13 protein-coding genes and 1 pseudogene are annotated in these 17,324 nt (G+C 54.2%); 10 read left to right on the top strand and 4 right to left on the bottom strand.

Features of this window, described 5'->3' with window-relative positions; translation table 11 throughout:
* The first annotated feature begins 606 nt into the window (after positions 1-606).
* Positions 607-2,835: a hypothetical protein gene (locus COL8621_RS03210; protein ID WP_093965874.1), complete on the top strand. Its 2,229-nt coding sequence runs from the start codon at positions 607-609 to the stop codon at positions 2,833-2,835.
* 106 nt (positions 2,836-2,941) lie between these two features.
* Here the strand turns inward: COL8621_RS03210 and COL8621_RS03205 are convergent, their stop codons facing one another.
* Positions 2,942-3,778 carry a pPIWI-associating nuclease domain-containing protein gene (locus COL8621_RS03205; protein WP_093965873.1) on the bottom strand — a complete coding sequence of 279 codons (837 nt, stop codon included), beginning with the start codon at positions 3,776-3,778 and terminating at the stop codon, positions 2,942-2,944.
* A 4-nt stretch (positions 3,779-3,782) separates the two neighbouring features.
* Positions 3,783-4,058, bottom strand: coding sequence for a hypothetical protein (locus COL8621_RS03200; RefSeq protein ID WP_141137820.1), 276 nt, complete (start codon positions 4,056-4,058; stop codon positions 3,783-3,785).
* Between the two features lie 376 nt (positions 4,059-4,434).
* Between COL8621_RS03200 and COL8621_RS03195 the strand changes: the two genes are divergently transcribed.
* On the top strand, positions 4,435-5,460 hold the full coding sequence (locus tag COL8621_RS03195) for a hypothetical protein (protein WP_093966891.1): 1,026 nt from the start codon (positions 4,435-4,437) through the stop codon (positions 5,458-5,460).
* A gap of 339 nt (positions 5,461-5,799) precedes the next feature.
* Entirely contained in the window at positions 5,800-6,201 is a 402-nt protein-coding gene (locus tag COL8621_RS18970) for a hypothetical protein (protein ID WP_141137819.1), read from the top strand.
* Between the two features lie 38 nt (positions 6,202-6,239).
* Here COL8621_RS18970 and COL8621_RS03190 read toward each other — a convergent pair whose 3' ends face one another.
* Positions 6,240-6,593, bottom strand: a complete 354-nt coding sequence (locus COL8621_RS03190; protein ID WP_093965871.1) for a TA system antitoxin ParD family protein — start codon at positions 6,591-6,593, stop codon at positions 6,240-6,242.
* Positions 6,594-6,755: 162 nt separating this feature from the next.
* On the opposite strand from COL8621_RS03190, the gene COL8621_RS03185 reads away from it, so the two are divergent.
* From COL8621_RS03185 to COL8621_RS03165, 5 genes are all read left to right on the top strand, one after another.
* Complete coding sequence (locus tag COL8621_RS03185; protein ID WP_093965870.1) at positions 6,756-8,288, top strand: type I restriction-modification system subunit M; 1,533 nt, start codon at positions 6,756-6,758, stop codon at positions 8,286-8,288.
* Positions 8,285-9,454 carry a restriction endonuclease subunit S gene (locus COL8621_RS03180; protein WP_093965869.1) on the top strand — a complete coding sequence of 390 codons (1,170 nt, stop codon included), beginning with the start codon at positions 8,285-8,287 and terminating at the stop codon, positions 9,452-9,454. Before COL8621_RS03185 ends, COL8621_RS03180 begins: the two co-directional genes overlap by 4 nt.
* Positions 9,454-9,783 carry a hypothetical protein gene (locus COL8621_RS03175; RefSeq protein ID WP_093965868.1) on the top strand — a complete coding sequence of 110 codons (330 nt, stop codon included), beginning with the start codon at positions 9,454-9,456 and terminating at the stop codon, positions 9,781-9,783. Before COL8621_RS03180 ends, COL8621_RS03175 begins: the two co-directional genes overlap by 1 nt.
* Positions 9,767-10,393, top strand: a complete 627-nt coding sequence (locus tag COL8621_RS03170) for a DarT ssDNA thymidine ADP-ribosyltransferase family protein (protein ID WP_093965867.1) — start codon at positions 9,767-9,769, stop codon at positions 10,391-10,393. The genes COL8621_RS03175 and COL8621_RS03170 overlap by 17 nt, the downstream gene beginning before the upstream one ends.
* Positions 10,394-10,508: 115 nt before the next feature.
* Complete coding sequence (locus tag COL8621_RS03165; protein WP_093965866.1) at positions 10,509-13,904, top strand: DEAD/DEAH box helicase family protein; 3,396 nt, start codon at positions 10,509-10,511, stop codon at positions 13,902-13,904.
* 30 nt (positions 13,905-13,934) lie between these two features.
* On the opposite strand, the gene COL8621_RS18965 is transcribed toward COL8621_RS03165, so the two are convergent.
* The gene (locus COL8621_RS18965; protein ID WP_141137818.1) at positions 13,935-14,372 is read right to left on the bottom strand and encodes a site-specific integrase; all 438 of its coding nucleotides are present in this window, start codon (positions 14,370-14,372) and stop codon (positions 13,935-13,937) included.
* Between the two features lie 260 nt (positions 14,373-14,632).
* Between COL8621_RS18965 and COL8621_RS03155 the strand changes: the two are divergent.
* Both COL8621_RS03155 and COL8621_RS03150 read left to right on the top strand, forming a co-directional pair.
* Positions 14,633-15,864 (top strand): annotated as a pseudogene (locus COL8621_RS03155) (IS3 family transposase); the annotation flags it as partial.
* A gap of 81 nt (positions 15,865-15,945) precedes the next feature.
* Positions 15,946-17,288, top strand: a protein-coding gene (locus COL8621_RS03150) for an IS3 family transposase (RefSeq protein WP_370804551.1) whose coding sequence is annotated in 2 segments (ribosomal slippage) — positions 15,946-16,272 and positions 16,275-17,288 — 1,341 coding nt in all. Because the reading frame shifts where the segments join, the coding sequence is not laid out codon by codon here.
* Positions 17,289-17,324 lie beyond the last annotated feature (36 nt).

The following is a 17,324-nucleotide window of genomic DNA, read 5'->3' as shown; positions in this document are numbered from 1 at the left end:
CGTTCCATGTAGCACCAATCGGCGAAGCATAGATGTCAGCGAGAGGGTGACCTCGTCCTTCGTGCCATGCAGCTTGATCCGCAAACGCGCACTGGTTCTCAATTAGCCAAGCTTTGCGTTGCTCCACAAGCGCCGTCTCCGTGAGAGCATTAACATTGTTTCCGGCATCCTCTACGCAGTCCGGCGTACTGGAAACATCTTGCGTTCGCTTTCTCAACTTCACCCTCAACTTTGTTGTCAAACATGACCAGCATACACGGAGCCACGGGCCGGTACATCAAATGCATATGTCTGCGCCCAATCCGGGAGTAAGCTTGATCAGAAATGCCGTTGGAAATGATGGAGTACATTCGACCCAATCTGAACGTTCCTATAGGCTTTTCTTGGGGCTGGGCAAATACAACCCTAAGTGCGAGCTTGGCCAAGAGCGACGGACGCACACAGCCGACACCGCCGAACCCTGCGTGAGACGGGCGGTTTCCTGACATTCGCTGCGACGAAGATGAATGGCGGGTGCGCCGTTGGCAACAGACTGGACACGGGTTTTTTGGGATAGGATGATACAGCTTCGGACCTACGCCAAAACAACACCGGATTAGCTGACAGTTGCCCACGGAAGAGTTCTACGTTCACGGCTATGAGTTTCCGGGAGATGCCAAAGCTGTCGGGGCAAACAGTCTCACGGCGGATGAAGCTGATGACGGCCTTGCGCCGCGCGAAGCCTTTGATCTGAACACTCAGAAGCTTTTGAGCTTTCTTGATAGTCGGGATGCACGCCTGGCGCTTTCGAAGACTGCACACCAGTGCATTCTTGAAACGATTGTCATGGGCAAACCTGATCCATCGATAGAGCTCGGCAGCCTTGAAATATTGCAGGCGCTCTATCTGACACGCCCACCGCGTCTGTCCCGCATTCCCACAGCACCGGGCAGTTTCTCGCGCCACTGGCGTGTACTCGGACGCATGATGAGTGCCTTCATGGCGGAGCAGGGCGAGGCACTGGACACGGAGAACAAGACGGACGTGCTTATTTGGAGGGTTCGCCTTCAGACCATGTTCTACCGTTTTCCCTTTGATCAGGACGTGTGCGCCGGGATCATCGGCAATATCCTCTCCCGCGTTGATGTCAAAGTTCCGCAAGTTGAGCCGTTTGCCGCGCAGTATGCCCGGCTCTTGGAGGTGTCCCGGCTTGTCAGCGACCGGATCACGGAATTTTACGCGAACTGTGGCGAAATGCTGCGGGCAAAGACTCACGAAGAAGTCATTGCGCGGATCGAATACTTCTGCGCCCGTAGCGCGGTTGCAACGCGCCTGTGGGCGAGGTGCCGACACCAGGAACGGTCTGTCAGGGACCTCAACCATCTCGGCTATCAACTATCGGAACTCGCAACGCCGTGGCTGTTCACGCTTGAGAAGGAAGAACTTGTTTCCAAGTTCGGTGATGAAATCCTGCCTCTGATTGAACGGTTCTCACACACGAGTGGAGAGCTTTCCGGCGCGGACCCCCGACGCTTCCTCATGGACAACCCGGTGTGGCAGAAGCCCTTTATTGCCATGCCTGATGAGACGTATCTGCTGCCGATCCAGTATTTCCCCTACAGCCATCCTTTCCGTATTGCCGAGCACTTGATCGGCAATGAACCGAAGGTGCGTACGGCATATAGTGACGCGCGTGCTGAATATCTGGAAGACGCGCTGGCCGAATTACTGGAACTGGCTATGCCCAGTGCGTCTGTCTATCGGAGCGTGATCTGGGATGATCCGGCAAATGGCGTGCGCTATGAGAATGACGTTGTTGTAGTTCTCGACAACTTCCTGTTCATGTTCGAGGCCAAGTCCGGAAAGATTAGTCCGGCGGCACGTCGCGGCGCTGGGAAAAGTCTTGAGACCAATGTCTCTGATCTATTTATTGAGCCCGCGAAACAGGCGCGCCGCCTTCAGGACTATTTGAATGATCGTACTGTCTCGGTAAGCCTACGAGAAAAGAAGACCGGCAAACCGGTTCCACTAAATTTAGACCGGTTGAAGGTTGCCTTCAGCTACAGCATCTGCCTTGAGCACTTCGCCTCGCTTTCCGCAACCCGGGAATTCTTCGCAGAGAGCGGCATTATTGGTGCAAACGAGCCGTGGGCACCAGTGCTATCGCTCGGGGAACTCGACATGGTGGCGCGGTTTCTCGATTCCGAAGTTTCGTTTGCGCACTACCTGACGCGACGTCCACTGATCGGTACGCAACTGGACTATGAGGGGGATGAGCAAGACCTGCTTTCAATGTATCTCACAAACGGATTCTGCTTGCTGGGACGCGGTCCAGAGGGCAAGCGGATACTGCTCCACAACTCCGACGCGCAAGTCAGGAAGAAGACCGTTCCGGCAATCAACCGCGCGACGCCGACGGTTGTGGGGATTACCATGCCGCCGTTGTGGCAACGCACCGTCGCGGAAATCTATACGTCAACCATCGGCACAGTGCGGCACCGCTTTGACATCATCTTTACAATCCTCAACCAGGCGCCCCCGGCATTATCAGAACTTCAGAACTACGTGCGAAAATGGCGACGCGGCGGCGGCGGAGCAGGCAAAGGCCCGCAATACAGTAAGTACACAGTCGCGAACCGTCAGTTCGTCGTGGCGACTTGGCTTCTGGCAAAGGGCTTTGAGAGCGAGGAGGCCCTAACGGCCGAGGCGCGCCTTCTCGCGCACGGCGTCGCCAGCGAGTTCGATGGCACATCAGATGTTGTGGTCTTCGTCTATCTGAAGAAGTCGCGCGAGATCACGCATAACGGCGTCTTTTTCTTCCGGCTTGGCCAGGAGGGCATTGGCAGAGTTATCTGAGAGTGAGCGTAAGCGCGCGAAAGCCTTGGCTTCGGATGCTTAACTCGCCGACACGACACGGCACACGTATCGGATTGGTTGTCTGTACGAATGATGCCTGAACTCCTTACTCGTACCAAGAAGACGTATCGACCTTAATCGGCTGAGTGGTCTTGAATTTGTCAAGATCAGTGACAGGAGACCGCAAGCTCACCTCGAAGGGAAATGAATCATCCAGCGTTGCGCCTTCACCCCGGCGGAAATCGGACCCTGACCCGTAAACGAATTCGACATTCACGTCACCCGTGACGCCCACATACACATGCGACTGGTCGATCTTTTCGACCGTGATTTCATCCACAAAAGGGTATTCGACGCGGGTGTGCGTTGACAGTATGTCGAGTTCATCGAGCACGACTCCCAAAAATTCTTGAAGAGTATGTTCAGAGATTGCCTGCCGAAGATGCTCTTTGACGTCGTCGCAAAGAAGATCAATTTCTTCTCTGAGACCATCCAGCGCGGTTACGCCATCAACAACAAAGTCGCCGACCTCATCGTCTGGGTGATTGATACGATCTGGCCGGACGTGGGTGTATTTGCTGGCCTCGTTATAGAGAGTGATAAGGTCAGCGATCGAGCCAGGCTCATCTACGCCGAGAGTTGTCAGCACTGCATCTGGAAGACCGCCGGAAATTGCGTAGCGGAGACGCTGACGTCTCGTGGCAGCGTTCGCGGTCGGGTCCTGCACGTACCAAGGACACTGCTGGACTACGGCGTGGGGCGCGAGAGTGTCGAGTTGATATGTCAGCAGTTCCCGAATGCATGACGCGATGAGGTTGAGCCGCACAGGATTTTGACGATCCGGCAGCAATCTCTCGATGCCGACACACAGGGCTTTTACAAAGTCGTCGTTCGAAGCATCAGCGTATTCACGAAGCTTCTGAAATGCGCGCTCGTTGATCATTGCATTAGTTGAGAGCTGATGCCCCAGACTTCTGAATAGCCCCGAAGGTATCGCCGAAATCATAGCGCTGATGCATTTCATCTTTATCGCTGCCTTCTGGAAAAAATACGGCCAAATCGGCACGTGCGCGGGTGAGGATCAACCGGTGGGCGCTGAAAAGAACCTTATTTGTCTTTTTCCTCTCAGGCTCGTTGGCATCTTGGTCCTCGCAATTGACGAAGGCCCTATCCACTTTTTCACAAAACCTCGCCGCCCCAGCAAAGCCCAACAGATTCGACATTAAGACCTTCGCAGACAAGCTCGGATAGAGGAATCTCCAGCGCGTTTGAAGAGCAAAAATCATTCTCTGAAGAGAGAAACCAATGCATCACGTTGGCCAGTTCTACGCCGGGATACCTGGCGCAATCAGCCGCGCAGCAGTTCTGTCCGGAATTCCCGCCCCCCTTGCTACTGAATTGCTGCGCCATCCATCGAAAGACCGCTTTGGAGAGTGTCGCCACGCAGCATCCGCGAGGGTCAAGCGGCGGCTAAGGGCCGAGCTTGCGAGTGGCTCGTCATCGAAAACGATGCTTCGTAAGCTTTCGGAAATCTTCTCGCAATGCCTGTCTATGCCAGTAAGACTTATGCGGTATCTCTATGGAGCAAGATGGATCACAATGAAGGTCTACATCGCGAACTTTGGTCGGCAGAACTACGAGTGGCCGATCTGTCGGGAGCGTGGAACAGTCGCGACAATGAATGCCGTCGATGCCCAGAAGTATTGGGCCGCGAATGACCGTGAAGGTTACGTATCCAACAGGATGGCAAACGATACCACTGCGGCGGGAAAGAAACCGACCAAAGCGACGGCTTCTCGCTGGTTCAACTTGATGACTACCGTCGCTGAGACGGCTGGTGATGTTTGGGTTCACAAGGACGGGGATCTACTTTGGTGGACGACCTCACACGGTGATACTCCTTTTTTTGAAACGAAGAAGGAACCTATCGAGCGAGGGCGTGAGGTCGTAGTGTGTCACAAGCCCTGTGAGCCTTGGTCGAACAAGTCAAAGAAAGGTGTTCCGCTGAGGTGGAACGAACTACATCCCAAGGCGAAAGACTTCTTGTCGACTGAGGCCACTCTTCAGTCTCTCAGTCCTCTCTATCGAGATTACACATTGGCACTGATCGCCGGAGATGACCTTAGCCAGTGGCACGACACTCCTCTTTGGGCGAAACGAAGCGAACATGCCAAGAAAGGGTATGCTCCAGTCAAATATGGCTCCCAGGCAGACAAGATAGCGTACCAACGAGCTGCGGAACTATTCGAAGCGGCAGATGCTGCTGAACGTATGGCCCGTACCGTCGTTGCGACCACTAATTCTGCTAATGGTCAGACGGTAGAGCGAGTAGTGAAAAAGAAGGACCTCGGGTTCCCGTCAGCAGCAGCTCTTCAGGATCACATCATAGAAATCATGGGGGCGCAGGAGTATTGCTGCGAACTGACGGGGCTTCCTCTGGAGCTGGATGAGGTCAACGGTGATCCTGCGATGTTCGCCTCTTTAGATCGTATCGACAGCAGCAGGCATTATGAGCCCGGCAACCTTCAGGTTGTGTGTCGTTTCGCAAACTTCTGGAAAGGCGCTTCTGATGACATGGAGTTTCGACGTTTGATCGAAGTTATTCGATCATCTGTGAGCATTTGAAGAGCACGTTTCTGATCGAATGTCCGCAATGCGGGGCGGAACCGCAGCATTTTCCAATCCTTCTAAATGTCGGCAGTGGGCCGGAGCGTCATGCTGATCTGCATAGATGGGGACGCTCTTGGCGTTCACATCGGGTCTTTGCGCAGAGAATGACCTGACAATTCTTCTTCGTCTTTTCCCAGTCTGGCCAATATCTCATTCGAGAGCAACATGGAGAGCTATTCCTCTGAGCAGGTTCATTACCCGGATTTCTGACGGCCGCGGCGACATCCCTGTCGTCCTTTCCCGGACGCGGCCATTGGGCACGAAAGCCCCCGGACCATCGCCTGGAGGTTCCAAATGAACTCAATAATTCTTACCCATGTCTCTTCGCCCGCCGATAGCCAACTCTTGCTGGAGGCCGCTCTGGAGCGTTTGGGGGCTTGGCTGGATGACGAGCGCGACACGCTTGGTCGCATATTCGCCCAATGCGGTCGCCGCCATGCCGCTGCAGCGCTCGAAGGTTTAGACCAACTTCACTTAGAACCAAGCAGCGATGAAGCTGCTCTGCGCGACTTGCTCGATGAGGCAAGGGCCAGCCTAAACTTTCTGTGTGACATTCTTTGCGCCATTCCAAGTCGTTGCAGACTTGAGACTGCATGGGGTTTTCCGGGGCCTGCACCATTGCACGTGCACCTGGGATGGAGTGCGGCACGTTTAGTGGATCTTATATCAACTCTGGATCGTGCGCTGGCCTCCTAAGGAGAGGAAACGCTATATCGCTGGCCGTGAGTAACTGGTCATGCGTTGTCATCGTGGGCAGGCGGCTGGGCATTGGGAACTTCCGTACCGACGCCTTTTCCCGGCCGCCTGCGCCCCGCCAAGAAAGCTTCGTCTGCATCCGACGCGTGCCCCATCTTTTCGCAAAAGGCATCCAGCCATACAGCCGCCTCGAGATCAGTTAGCTGCGTCGTGTCACACCTGCCTTCGAGTGCATCTACGACACGGTCATAGTCAAAGCTGTCGGACGCTTCAGCCGCCCGACCGATCAACAGCCAGCGTGCGATTTGGTCAGCTACCGATCGATTGTTCGAGTTTGCCTCGCAGCAAGCAGCGTAAAACAGTTCATCGGGGATATTCACAGATTCGGCCATGTTCGCCTCCTGACGTATTCATCGTGACGCAAGGCAGCTGGAAGTCAAATTCTTGGTCCGCATGCACAAGCACAGGTTGCGGAATTCGTTCAGAACTTATTGCCCAACCAAGGTGCACCCAATAGCCTGGACTCGAACGAATAATCTAAGAATCGAGAACCTATGCTGACGGGCCCCATCCGCTCCCAAATCGATCAAATCTGGAACGCCTTCTGGTCGGGGGGCGTGTCCAACCCGCTTTCGGTGATTGAACAGCTCACTTTCCTGATGTTCATCAAGCGTCTGGATGACCTCCAGACCGCCGAAGAAGCCAAGGTCGAGATGCTCGGTGGCACGCTTGAACGTCGCATTTTTCCCGGGGGTGATGATCCCAAAGGCGAACCCTACGCCAACCTTCGCTGGTCGCTTTTCAAGAACTTCGAAGCGCGCGAGATGATGCGCATCGTCGACGAGCACGTCTTTCCCTTCCTGCGCCAACTGGGTGAGGAAGGCTCGTCCTACGGCACCCATATGAAGGATGCGCGGCTTGGGTTCTCGAACCCCAACCTGCTCGCCAAGGTCGTCCAGATGCTCGACGACATCCCCATGGATGACCGCGACACGAAGGGCGACGTCTATGAATACATGCTGGGCAAGATCGCCAGCGCGGGCCAGAACGGCCAGTTCCGCACGCCACGCCACATCATACAGTTGATGGTCCACTTGATGGCCCCCAAGCCCACAGACACCATCTGTGACCCAGCGGCGGGCACCTGCGGTTTCCTTGTCGCCGCGGGCGAATACCTGCGCGACACGCATCCCGAAATACTGCGCAACAAAGAACAGCGCGACCATTTCCACAAGGGCATGTTCCACGGCTTTGATTTCGACAGCACCATGCTGCGCATCGGCGCGATGAACATGACGCTGCACGGGGTCGACAATCCCGACATCTCTTACCGTGACAGCCTGGCAGAAGAGCACAACGACGATGCGGGGCGCTACTCGCTGATCCTTGCCAACCCGCCCTTCGCCGGATCGCTCGACTATGACACCACGGCCAAGGATCTGCTGAAGATCGTCAAAACCAAGAAGACCGAGCTGCTGTTCGTTGCTTTGTTCCTGCGCCTTCTGCGCAATGGCGGGCGCGCGGCGGTGGTCGTTCCCGATGGCGTGCTGTTCGGCTCCTCCAAGGCGCACAAAGACCTGCGTAAGATGCTGGTCGAGGATCACCAGCTTGAGGCGATCATTAAGCTGCCTTCGGGCGTCTTCCGCCCCTACGCGGGTGTGTCCTGCGCGATTGTGATCTTTACGAAGACAAACAGCGGCGGCACCGACAATGTCTGGTTCTATGACATGACCGCCGACGGGTTCAGCCTTGATGACAAACGCACTCCCCTGCTGGACGAGGGTAAGCTGGGCGTTTCGGCGGATCTGACCGAGGACGAACACGTCAAGAACAACCTGCCCGACATTCTGGCCCGTTGGGGTGATCAGGCGGCCGAGGGCGACCGCCCCCGCACCGCGCAAAGCTTTATGGTGCCCGCATCCGAGATCATCGCGACCGGCAGCTGGGACCTCTCGCTCAATCGTTACAAAGAGATCGAACACGAAGAGGTCGACCATCAATCCCCCGCCGAGATCATCGCTGAACTGCGCGCGATTGAGGGAGAGATTGCCGAGGGGCTGGACCGGTTGGAGGGTATGTTGGGATGAGTTGGCCCCAAGTCCCGCTCGGCGAGGTTTCGATGATTGTCACTGGAAAAACTCCTTCCACGAAAGACGAAGCAAATTTCGGTGGTGATATTCCATTTGTCACTCCTGCGGAGTTGGACGCTGAAGCAACAATTCTTTCAACGCCACGAACACTTAGTGAGATCGGAGCCGCCAGCATCAAGCTTGTTCCGAAAAATGCGGTCCTTGTCGGATGCATAGGAACGCTTGGTAAAGTCGGCATGGCTGGAAAGCCTTTGGCAACTAACCAGCAAATTAACGCAGTCGTGTTTGACGAGGCAAAAATTTGGCCTCGGTTCGGATACTACGCAGCGAAACGCCTTCGCCCTGAGATGGAGATGATGGCGCCCGCGACGACAGTTAAGATTATTTCAAAGTCTAAGTTCTCAGAACTGACAACCCCCCACCCGCCGCTGGATGAGCAGAAGCGGATTGCGGGGATATTGGATCAGGCGGACGCGCTGCGCCGCCTCCGCACCCGCGCCCTCGACAAACTGAACACCCTCGGCCAGGCGATCTTTCATGAGATGTTTGTCGGAAACTCGCAAATTACGCGTGACTGGAAACGCCTCACGCTGGACGAACTGATTTTCGAGAATGACCGAATAAACTATGGCGTGGTTCAACCAGGAGACCACGACGCCGAAGGCGTGCCAATTATCCGGGTTGCCGATCTTGCTGCGCCCACGGTGGATTTCGAGAGCGTGAAGCGGATATCGAGATTGATCGATGCGAGTTATTCCCGATCGCGTTTGAAGGGTGGCGAAATCCTGATCGGTTGCGTTGGATCAATTGGAAGCACAATGATTGCACCTCCAGAATTTAACGGTGCAAATATTGCTCGGGCGGTCGCACGGGTCCCAGTTGACCCACAAAAATGTGACCCTCGCTTTGTGGCCGAATACATAAAATCGGATATTGTTCAAAGGTATTTCCAGAAAGAAGTCCGCTTGGTTGCGCAACCCACGCTGAATATTAAACAAATCAGGGAAACAGAAGTCGTCGTCCCTCCCGTTGAGTTGCAGCAGGATTTTTTGAGCCGAATTTCTCTATTGGACAGCAGCAAAAACCAAGTAGTTGAGGGGATCACAAGGACCGACGATCTTTTCACCTCCCTCCAGCACCGTGCCTTCCGAGGAGAACTCTAATGCGGGGCGCGTTCGCAGGTGTGAAGGGTGAAATCATCAAGGGCATATTCGAGCCGCTCCTGGATGAGATGTCAGATGAGGAATTTCTGGACGAAGATCTTTGGGGCGACCTCTTCCGCGAGGCAATCCCTACGCCGACCGCTCCCGAAACCCCCGCTTACGCTGCCTTCGATGACGACGGAAACATCTACCTCGATGGCGACATTCAGGCCCGCGACGCCTATGACGCCGCTTCTGTTGCCTTCCACGACCAGCTTGGCGCTCACAACGACGACTCCAGCGAAGGCAATCTGAGATGGGAGACAACTAAAATTGTCGCGGCAATCTGAAATTCGTGAGGAAGCCCACAGGCGCGGGATATCGCAGCTTTTTCATTTCACCCCAGACGTAAACGTCTTGAGTATACTTCAACACGGCCTTGGAAGTCGCGATTTACTCGATGCACATGGAGTTCAGTATCAACAAACCAAGGCGTGGCGACTGGATGACATGGATGATGCGATTTCTGTTTCTATTCACTCTGTTAACCCGAAGACGTTTGCAGAAAAACGCCGACATTATTCCGGCGAGTGGGTAATCTTCGCTTTGGACGCTTGCATTCTATGGACTCACGAGTGCCGGTTTGCGTGGGCTAACGCAGGAAGTTCTGAGATTTTGGATCACAGTGGATTTCGAGGCGGGCCATGGGCATTCCGCGAGATGTTTGCGGACCGCGAGGTCAGCCACGGCGATCAGTCTTCTTACCGCCGCCATATGGAGCGCGATCCATGTGAGCCGACAGACGGCGCCGCCGAAGTTCAAGTTCTTGAACCCATACATCCAGATTTGATCTTGGCAGTGATAGTCAAGACCGATCCGTTCAGAGAAATGCTTGAGCAGAAAATGTGTGAGTTGGAATGTGTCAAACCTGTTTTGGCGATGCCTGACGCTTTTGGGTAGCAAGGAAAATGCCGGATTTGATTACGAGATACATATTCCTGAGCCAGCCAAACAGGTTGAAACAACTCGATAGTTCCCGCACCTTGAAGCAAGTTATTTTTCGGCGGAGATTGTCATGACCCAGTTCGCGTTCTTGTCGTCAGAGTTTCCGCACCTTTTGGAACATGCTCAGAAGGCGGAGGCCGCTGCGCTTTCTGACCCACGCGGAGCTTGCTTCTATTCCCGACTGACGCTTGAGACGGCATTGAACTGGCTCTATCGTCGGGAGGCCGCACTGAAGCTACCCTACGGTCGAGAGCTCGCAGCTTTGATCGCGGAACCATCCCTGTTGGCGCTGACGGGCCCGGCCATCGTCACCAAGGCGAAATACATCAAGGATCAAGGCAACCGCGCGGCTCATGACAGCGGCAAGCAGATCAGTGCACAGGATGCGGCCTCGACGGTCAGGGAGCTTTTCCACGTCTGCTACTGGATCGCTCGGACCTATGCGACGAAAGACAAACCCGATCCGTCTCACAGCTTCGATATCGGAAAGCTGGAAAAAACGCTGACGATCACGGCCAGCACCGTTCAGCAAATCAAGGAGCTGGGTGAGAAGCATAGTGCCTCCCAGAAGGCCTTGGAGGCTGCCGAAGAGGCGCGAAAGGCGTCTGAAGAGGGGCGGGCTGCCCTGGAGGCTGAACTGGCCCTGCTGCGGGCCGAAGTGGCCGCTGCACGTAAGGCAAACCAAGCGGTCCCCGACCCGCATGACTACGATGAAGCCGCCACGCGCGATGCCTTCATTGATCTGCTGTTGGCGGAGGCCGGCTGGCCACTCGACCAACAGCGCGATCGTGAACTGCCAGTAAAGGGAATGCCCAATCAGTCTGGCGAGGGGTTTGTTGACTACGTCCTTTGGGGAGATGACGGAAAGCCCTTGGCCGTTGTCGAGGCGAAGCGCACGAAGGTGGACTCCCGGAATGGGCAACATCAGGCTAAACTCTACGCCGACTGCCTGGAAAAAATGTATGGCCGTCGCCCCGTCATTTTCACCACCAATGGATACGAGCACTGGTTCTGGGATGATCGGATGTATCCGCCTCGCTCTGTCTCAGGCTTCATGAAGAAAGATGAGTTGGCGCTCTTGCACCAACGGCGGGATACCCGGAAAAAACTCGACGGCGTGGCGATCGACGAAGCAATCGCGGGGCGCTTTTACCAGCAGCGGGCCATTCGGCGTGTGGGGGAGGCCTTTGAGAAAGACCGGCTGCGTAAAGCCCTTTTGGTCATGGCCACAGGTAGCGGAAAAACGAGAACGGTGATTGCCCTCATCGACCAGCTGCAGCGAGCCAATTGGGTGAAGAGGGTTCTGTTCCTGGCTGATCGAGTGGCTCTGGTTAAGCAGGCTCACGGCGCGTTCAAAACGCACTTGGGAGCGACGCCGAGTGCGAACCTATTGGAACGCAATGACCCCCAGAAAAACGACCACGCAGGTGCGAAGGTTCTTCTTTCAACCTACCCTACCATGATGGGGCTGATCGACGAGGTAAAGAATGGGCAAAAGAAGTTCGGTCCGGGCCATTTCGATCTGATCGTCATCGATGAAGCGCATCGTTCTGTTTACAAGAAATACCGAGCCATTTTTGAGTATTTCGACAGTATGCTGGTCGGTTTGACCGCCACGCCACGAGACGAAATCGACAGAGACACCTACTCGCTTTTTCAGTTGGAGCGTGGTGTCCCAACTGATGCCTACGACCTTGATGATGCAGTAGCAGACGGCTACCTCGTGCCCCCGAAATCGATCTCCGTGCCGACAAAATTCCAGCGCGACGGCATCAGTTACGACGAGCTATCAGAGGATGAGAAAGAAGAATGGGACGCGCTTGAATGGGACGAGGAAGGCAATGTTCCTGACCGAGTGGAAGCGGCGGACCTGAACAAATGGCTTTTCAACAAGGACACTGTCGACAAGGTGCTCGAGCACCTGATGACGAACGGAATAAAGGTGGCGGGAGGCGATCGCCTCGGAAAGACAATCATTTTCGCCAAGAACAGCCTGCACGCTCGTTTCATTGTCGAGCGCTTCAATGAAGCCTATCCCCATTTTGAAGGAAAGTTCGCTCAACTGATCGACTACAGCGTTCCGTATGCGCAGTCGCTAATAGACGATTTTTCCGAAAGGGAAAAAAGCCCACACATCGCGGTTTCCGTGGACATGATGGATACGGGGATCGATGTGCCCGAGGTGGTGAACCTCGTGTTTTTCAAGATCGTCCGGTCCAAAACCAAATTCTGGCAGATGATTGGTCGCGGCACACGACTTTGTCCTGAGCTGTTTGGTCCAGCTGAGGACAAGGAAGAATTTCTGGTCTTCGATTTTTGCCAGAACCTTGAGTTTTTCAAGGAGAGCCCGGCAACGTTCGATAGTCCCTTGGCGCGCCCCATCGGCGAACGGTTGTTTTCAACAAGGGTCGATCTTGTCGGCGAAATCCAGGATGCCGACGACGATCATTCCGAAATTTTGAGCGAGGTCAAATCTCGTTTGATGGATGAGGTTCGAGGCATGAACCTTGAGAACTTCATGGTCCGTGCCAAACGTCGTGCCGTGGAACGTTTTCAGGATGAAGCGAACTGGAAGGCCCTCGACCTGGATGCCCGCATTTCTCTTACCGAAGAGGTGGCCGGCCTTCCGTCATCTTTTCAGGACGATGCTCTCCCAGCCAAACAGTTCGATCTGTTGATTTTGAATGCACAACTTTTGCTACTTCGCCAAGAAAGCGGCTTTTCGGCGCTGCAAACCCGGATCGTGAAATTCGCCTCTGCACTTGAATCCCTGTCGAACGTGCCGGCCGTTGCTAAGGCGATGGAACTAATCCTGGATGTCCAGACAGACGACTTCTGGACAGATATTTCTGTCGAATCTTTGGAGAACGTTCGCAAGAAGCTCCGAGGATTGGCTGACCTCATTCAACCGACAGAGCGGAAAGTCGTGATCACGGATTTTGAGGATGAAATCGGGAAGGGTGATCAGGTCGATTTGCCGGATGTCGGCACCGGCTTTGACAAGGCTCGCTTCAAAATGAAAGTTCGCCGGTTCATTGATGAGCATGCTGACCACATCGCCCTCCAAAAGATCAAGCGAGCAACTCCCGTCACACAGAAAGATCTGGACGAGCTCAGCTCAATGATGCTGAAGCTCAATGTCACCGACGAAGATGGTCTCGCTTCCATGGGGAAAGAGGGCGGCCTTGCCGTCTTTCTGCGCCGTCTTACTGGGCTGGATCGAGCCGCCGCGAAGGAGGCATTCTCATCTTTTTCTGCCAGAAGTGACCTAAATGCGGACCAAAACGAGTTTCTTGGGATGTTGATCGACTTCCTGACTGAGACTGGCGTTGTCGAGCCGAAATTGTTCTACGAAAGTCCCTTTACGGACATCGATGACCTCGGAATCGCAGGAGTTTTCTCCAAGGTCCAAGCGAAAGAAATCATCAGTATTGTGACGCGACTGAACCAAGTCGAAGCCGCATAAAGGGGTGGGCGTGATTTGGACGCACACCTATCAGGTCATGGATGTTAGCTTATCCAGATGGTCCGATATTTTCTGCTGGGTCGCTTTGAGGTGGCCCGAATATTCTGTCAGTCGCACCCGTGGGCTTGTTTGATCTCGGTAGTTGAGCAACATGCGAATGGTCTCGGGGGGCGCGCCGAGGCTGGATGCCACTTCCCGGTAGGTGTTTCGGAGGACATGACCGGTCAGGCCCGGCATCGCTCTCTCACGGGTGATCGCGGGAATACAATGTCTTTTCGATTTTGCCGGAAAAACAAGATTGCTTTTTGGGTCGAGTAATTCGTTTAAGCTTAATGCTTTTGACAGGATGGCAACTTGCTGGCTGGATAAATAGTGAGTGCAGTCGTGTCGAAATGATGTTGCCTCCGCGGGACAATGTATCTCACCCAGCGAAAGGTTGAGCCAATTTTTTTCAAGTCGCGTGATCAATGAAGGTTTCAGGCCAGAGTATAGTCCAAAGAGATGCATCTGTCGGCGTAGTGGGTTGGGCAACCGACGAAGCCGCTGAAACCACGCTCCAAGTTCAGTGGGCGCAATATGATTTGAGAGAGAATATTCCTTTGGAAACGACTCAATAAAATCAAGAAGGAAGCTACTCTCCAGTGTCTGACGTCAGCGCTTGTGGGTCCAAATAAGGCAATTTGCTAAGGGAGGGTTTGTTGCTCATCGTAGCCACCGAGGAGTGGACGATGAGAAAGACAACGAAGAGCTCTGGCGAGAAGATCGTCAAAGATATCAAGCGCGCGACGCGCAAGCATTATTCATCAGAAGAGAAGATCAGGATCGTGTTGGATGGCCTGCGTGGCGAAGACAGCATTGCTGAGTTGTGCCGCCGTGAGGGCATATCGCAGGGCATCTATTACAAATGGTCTAAGGACTTCATGGAAGCTGGCAAGAAGCGGCTTGCGGGTGATACAGCCCGTTCTGCTAACACCGATGAGGTCAAAGATCTTCGCCGTGAAGCCCGTGATCTGAAAGAGGTCGTGGCGGAACAAACGCTCGAACTCCGCTTGCTCAAAAAAAGCATGATAAGCGATGGGGGCGACCACGAATGAGGTATCTTGCATCAGAGAAACTGGAGATCATCCGGTTGGTCGAAGAAAGCCATCTCTCAGCGCGTCTGACATTGGCTAAGCTGGGTATCCCTCGCACAACTTTCTATCGCTGGTATGATCGATATCTGCAGCGCGGTGAGGCTGGCTTGCAGGATCAATCCCCCAAGCCAAAGCACGTTTGGAACCGCGTGCCTGACGAGGTGAAGCGGAAGGTTGTCGACTTCGCCTTGCAGGAAACAGAATTGTCACCGCGCGAACTGGCAGTGACGTTCACGGATCAGGAACGCTACTTTGTCTCAGAATCTACGGTGTATCGCGTGCTGAAGGCCCATGATCTGATCACCAGCCCTGCGTTCATCGTCATCAAGGCTGCCAATGAGTTCAAAGACAAGACAACTGGGATCAACCAGCTTTGGCAAACAGACTTCACCTACATCAAGGTATTGGGCTGGGGTTGGTTCTATCTCAGCACGGTCCTCGACGATTACAGCCGTTACATCGTCTCCTGGAAGCTCTGCACCAACATGCGGGCTGAAGACGTGACAGATACACTGGACCTCGCTTTGCAAGCGTCTGGCTGTGACCAAGTTCATGTCGTTCACAAGCCACGTCTACTCAGCGACAACGGATCCAGTTACGTCTCAGGGGATCTGGCGGAATGGTTGCACGACAAGGGCATGAAGCACTCTCGCGGTGCGCCGTATCATCCGCAAACCCAAGGCAAGATCGAACGATGGCATCAGACTTTAAAGAACCGCATCTTATTGGAAAACTACTTCCTGCCGGGTGACCTCGAAGCTCAGATCGAAGCCTTCGTCGATCACTACAACCACCAACGTTATCACGAGAGCATCAACAACGTGTCTGACGTCAGCGCTTGTGGGTCCAAATAAGGCAATTTGCTAAGGGAGGGTTTGTTGCTCATCGTAGCCACCGAGGAGTGGACGATGAGAAAGACAACGAAGAGCTCTGGCGAGAAGATCGTCAAAGATATCAAGCGCGCGACGCGCAAGCATTATTCATCAGAAGAGAAGATCAGGATCGTGTTGGATGGCCTGCGTGGCGAAGACAGCATTGCTGAGTTGTGCCGCCGTGAGGGCATATCGCAGGGCATCTATTACAAATGGTCTAAGGACTTCATGGAAGCTGGCAAGAAGCGGCTTGCGGGTGATACAGCCCGTTCTGCTAACACCGATGAGGTCAAAGATCTTCGCCGTGAAGCCCGTGATCTGAAAGAGGTCGTGGCGGAACAAACGCTCGAACTCCGCTTGCTCAAAAAAAGCATGATAAGCGATGGGGGCGACCACGAATGAGGTATCTTGCATCAGAGAAACTGGAGATCATCCGGTTGGTCGAAGAAAGCCATCTCTCAGCGCGTCTGACATTGGCTAAGCTGGGTATCCCTCGCACAACTTTCTATCGCTGGTATGATCGATATCTGCAGCGCGGTGAGGCTGGCTTGCAGGATCAATCCCCCAAGCCAAAGCACGTTTGGAACCGCGTGCCTGACGAGGTGAAGCGGAAGGTTGTCGACTTCGCCTTGCAGGAAACAGAATTGTCACCGCGCGAACTGGCAGTGACGTTCACGGATCAGGAACGCTACTTTGTCTCAGAATCTACGGTGTATCGCGTGCTGAAGGCCCATGATCTGATCACCAGCCCTGCGTTCATCGTCATCAAGGCTGCCAATGAGTTCAAAGACAAGACAACTGGGATCAACCAGCTTTGGCAAACAGACTTCACCTACATCAAGGTATTGGGCTGGGGTTGGTTCTATCTCAGCACGGTCCTCGACGATTACAGCCGTTACATCGTCTCCTGGAAGCTCTGCACCAACATGCGGGCTGAAGACGTGACAGATACACTGGACCTCGCTTTGCAAGCGTCTGGCTGTGACCAAGTTCATGTCGTTCACAAGCCACGTCTACTCAGCGACAACGGATCCAGTTACGTCTCAGGGGATCTGGCGGAATGGTTGCACGACAAGGGCATGAAGCACTCTCGCGGTGCGCCGTATCATCCGCAAACCCAAGGCAAGATCGAACGATGGCATCAGACTTTAAAGAACCGCATCTTATTGGAAAACTACTTCCTGCCGGGTGACCTCGAAGCTCAGATCGAAGCCTTCGTCGATCACTACAACCACCAACGTTATCACGAGAGCATCAACAACGTCACACCTGCCGACGTCTACTTCGGCCGTGACAAAGCCATTCTAAAACAAAGGGAAAGGATCAAACGAAAGACACTCGAAGCGCGACGCTTGCATCACCGCCAGCACGCCGCATAATCAAACCAACAAGATGAGCCAAACTCTCTCTTAGTT

Origin of the sequence: Actibacterium lipolyticum, assembly GCF_900184935.1 — a bacterium.
Lineage (GTDB): Bacteria > Pseudomonadota > Alphaproteobacteria > Rhodobacterales > Rhodobacteraceae > Actibacterium_A > Actibacterium_A lipolyticum.
This window is presented reverse-complemented; position numbering and strand designations above follow the sequence as displayed.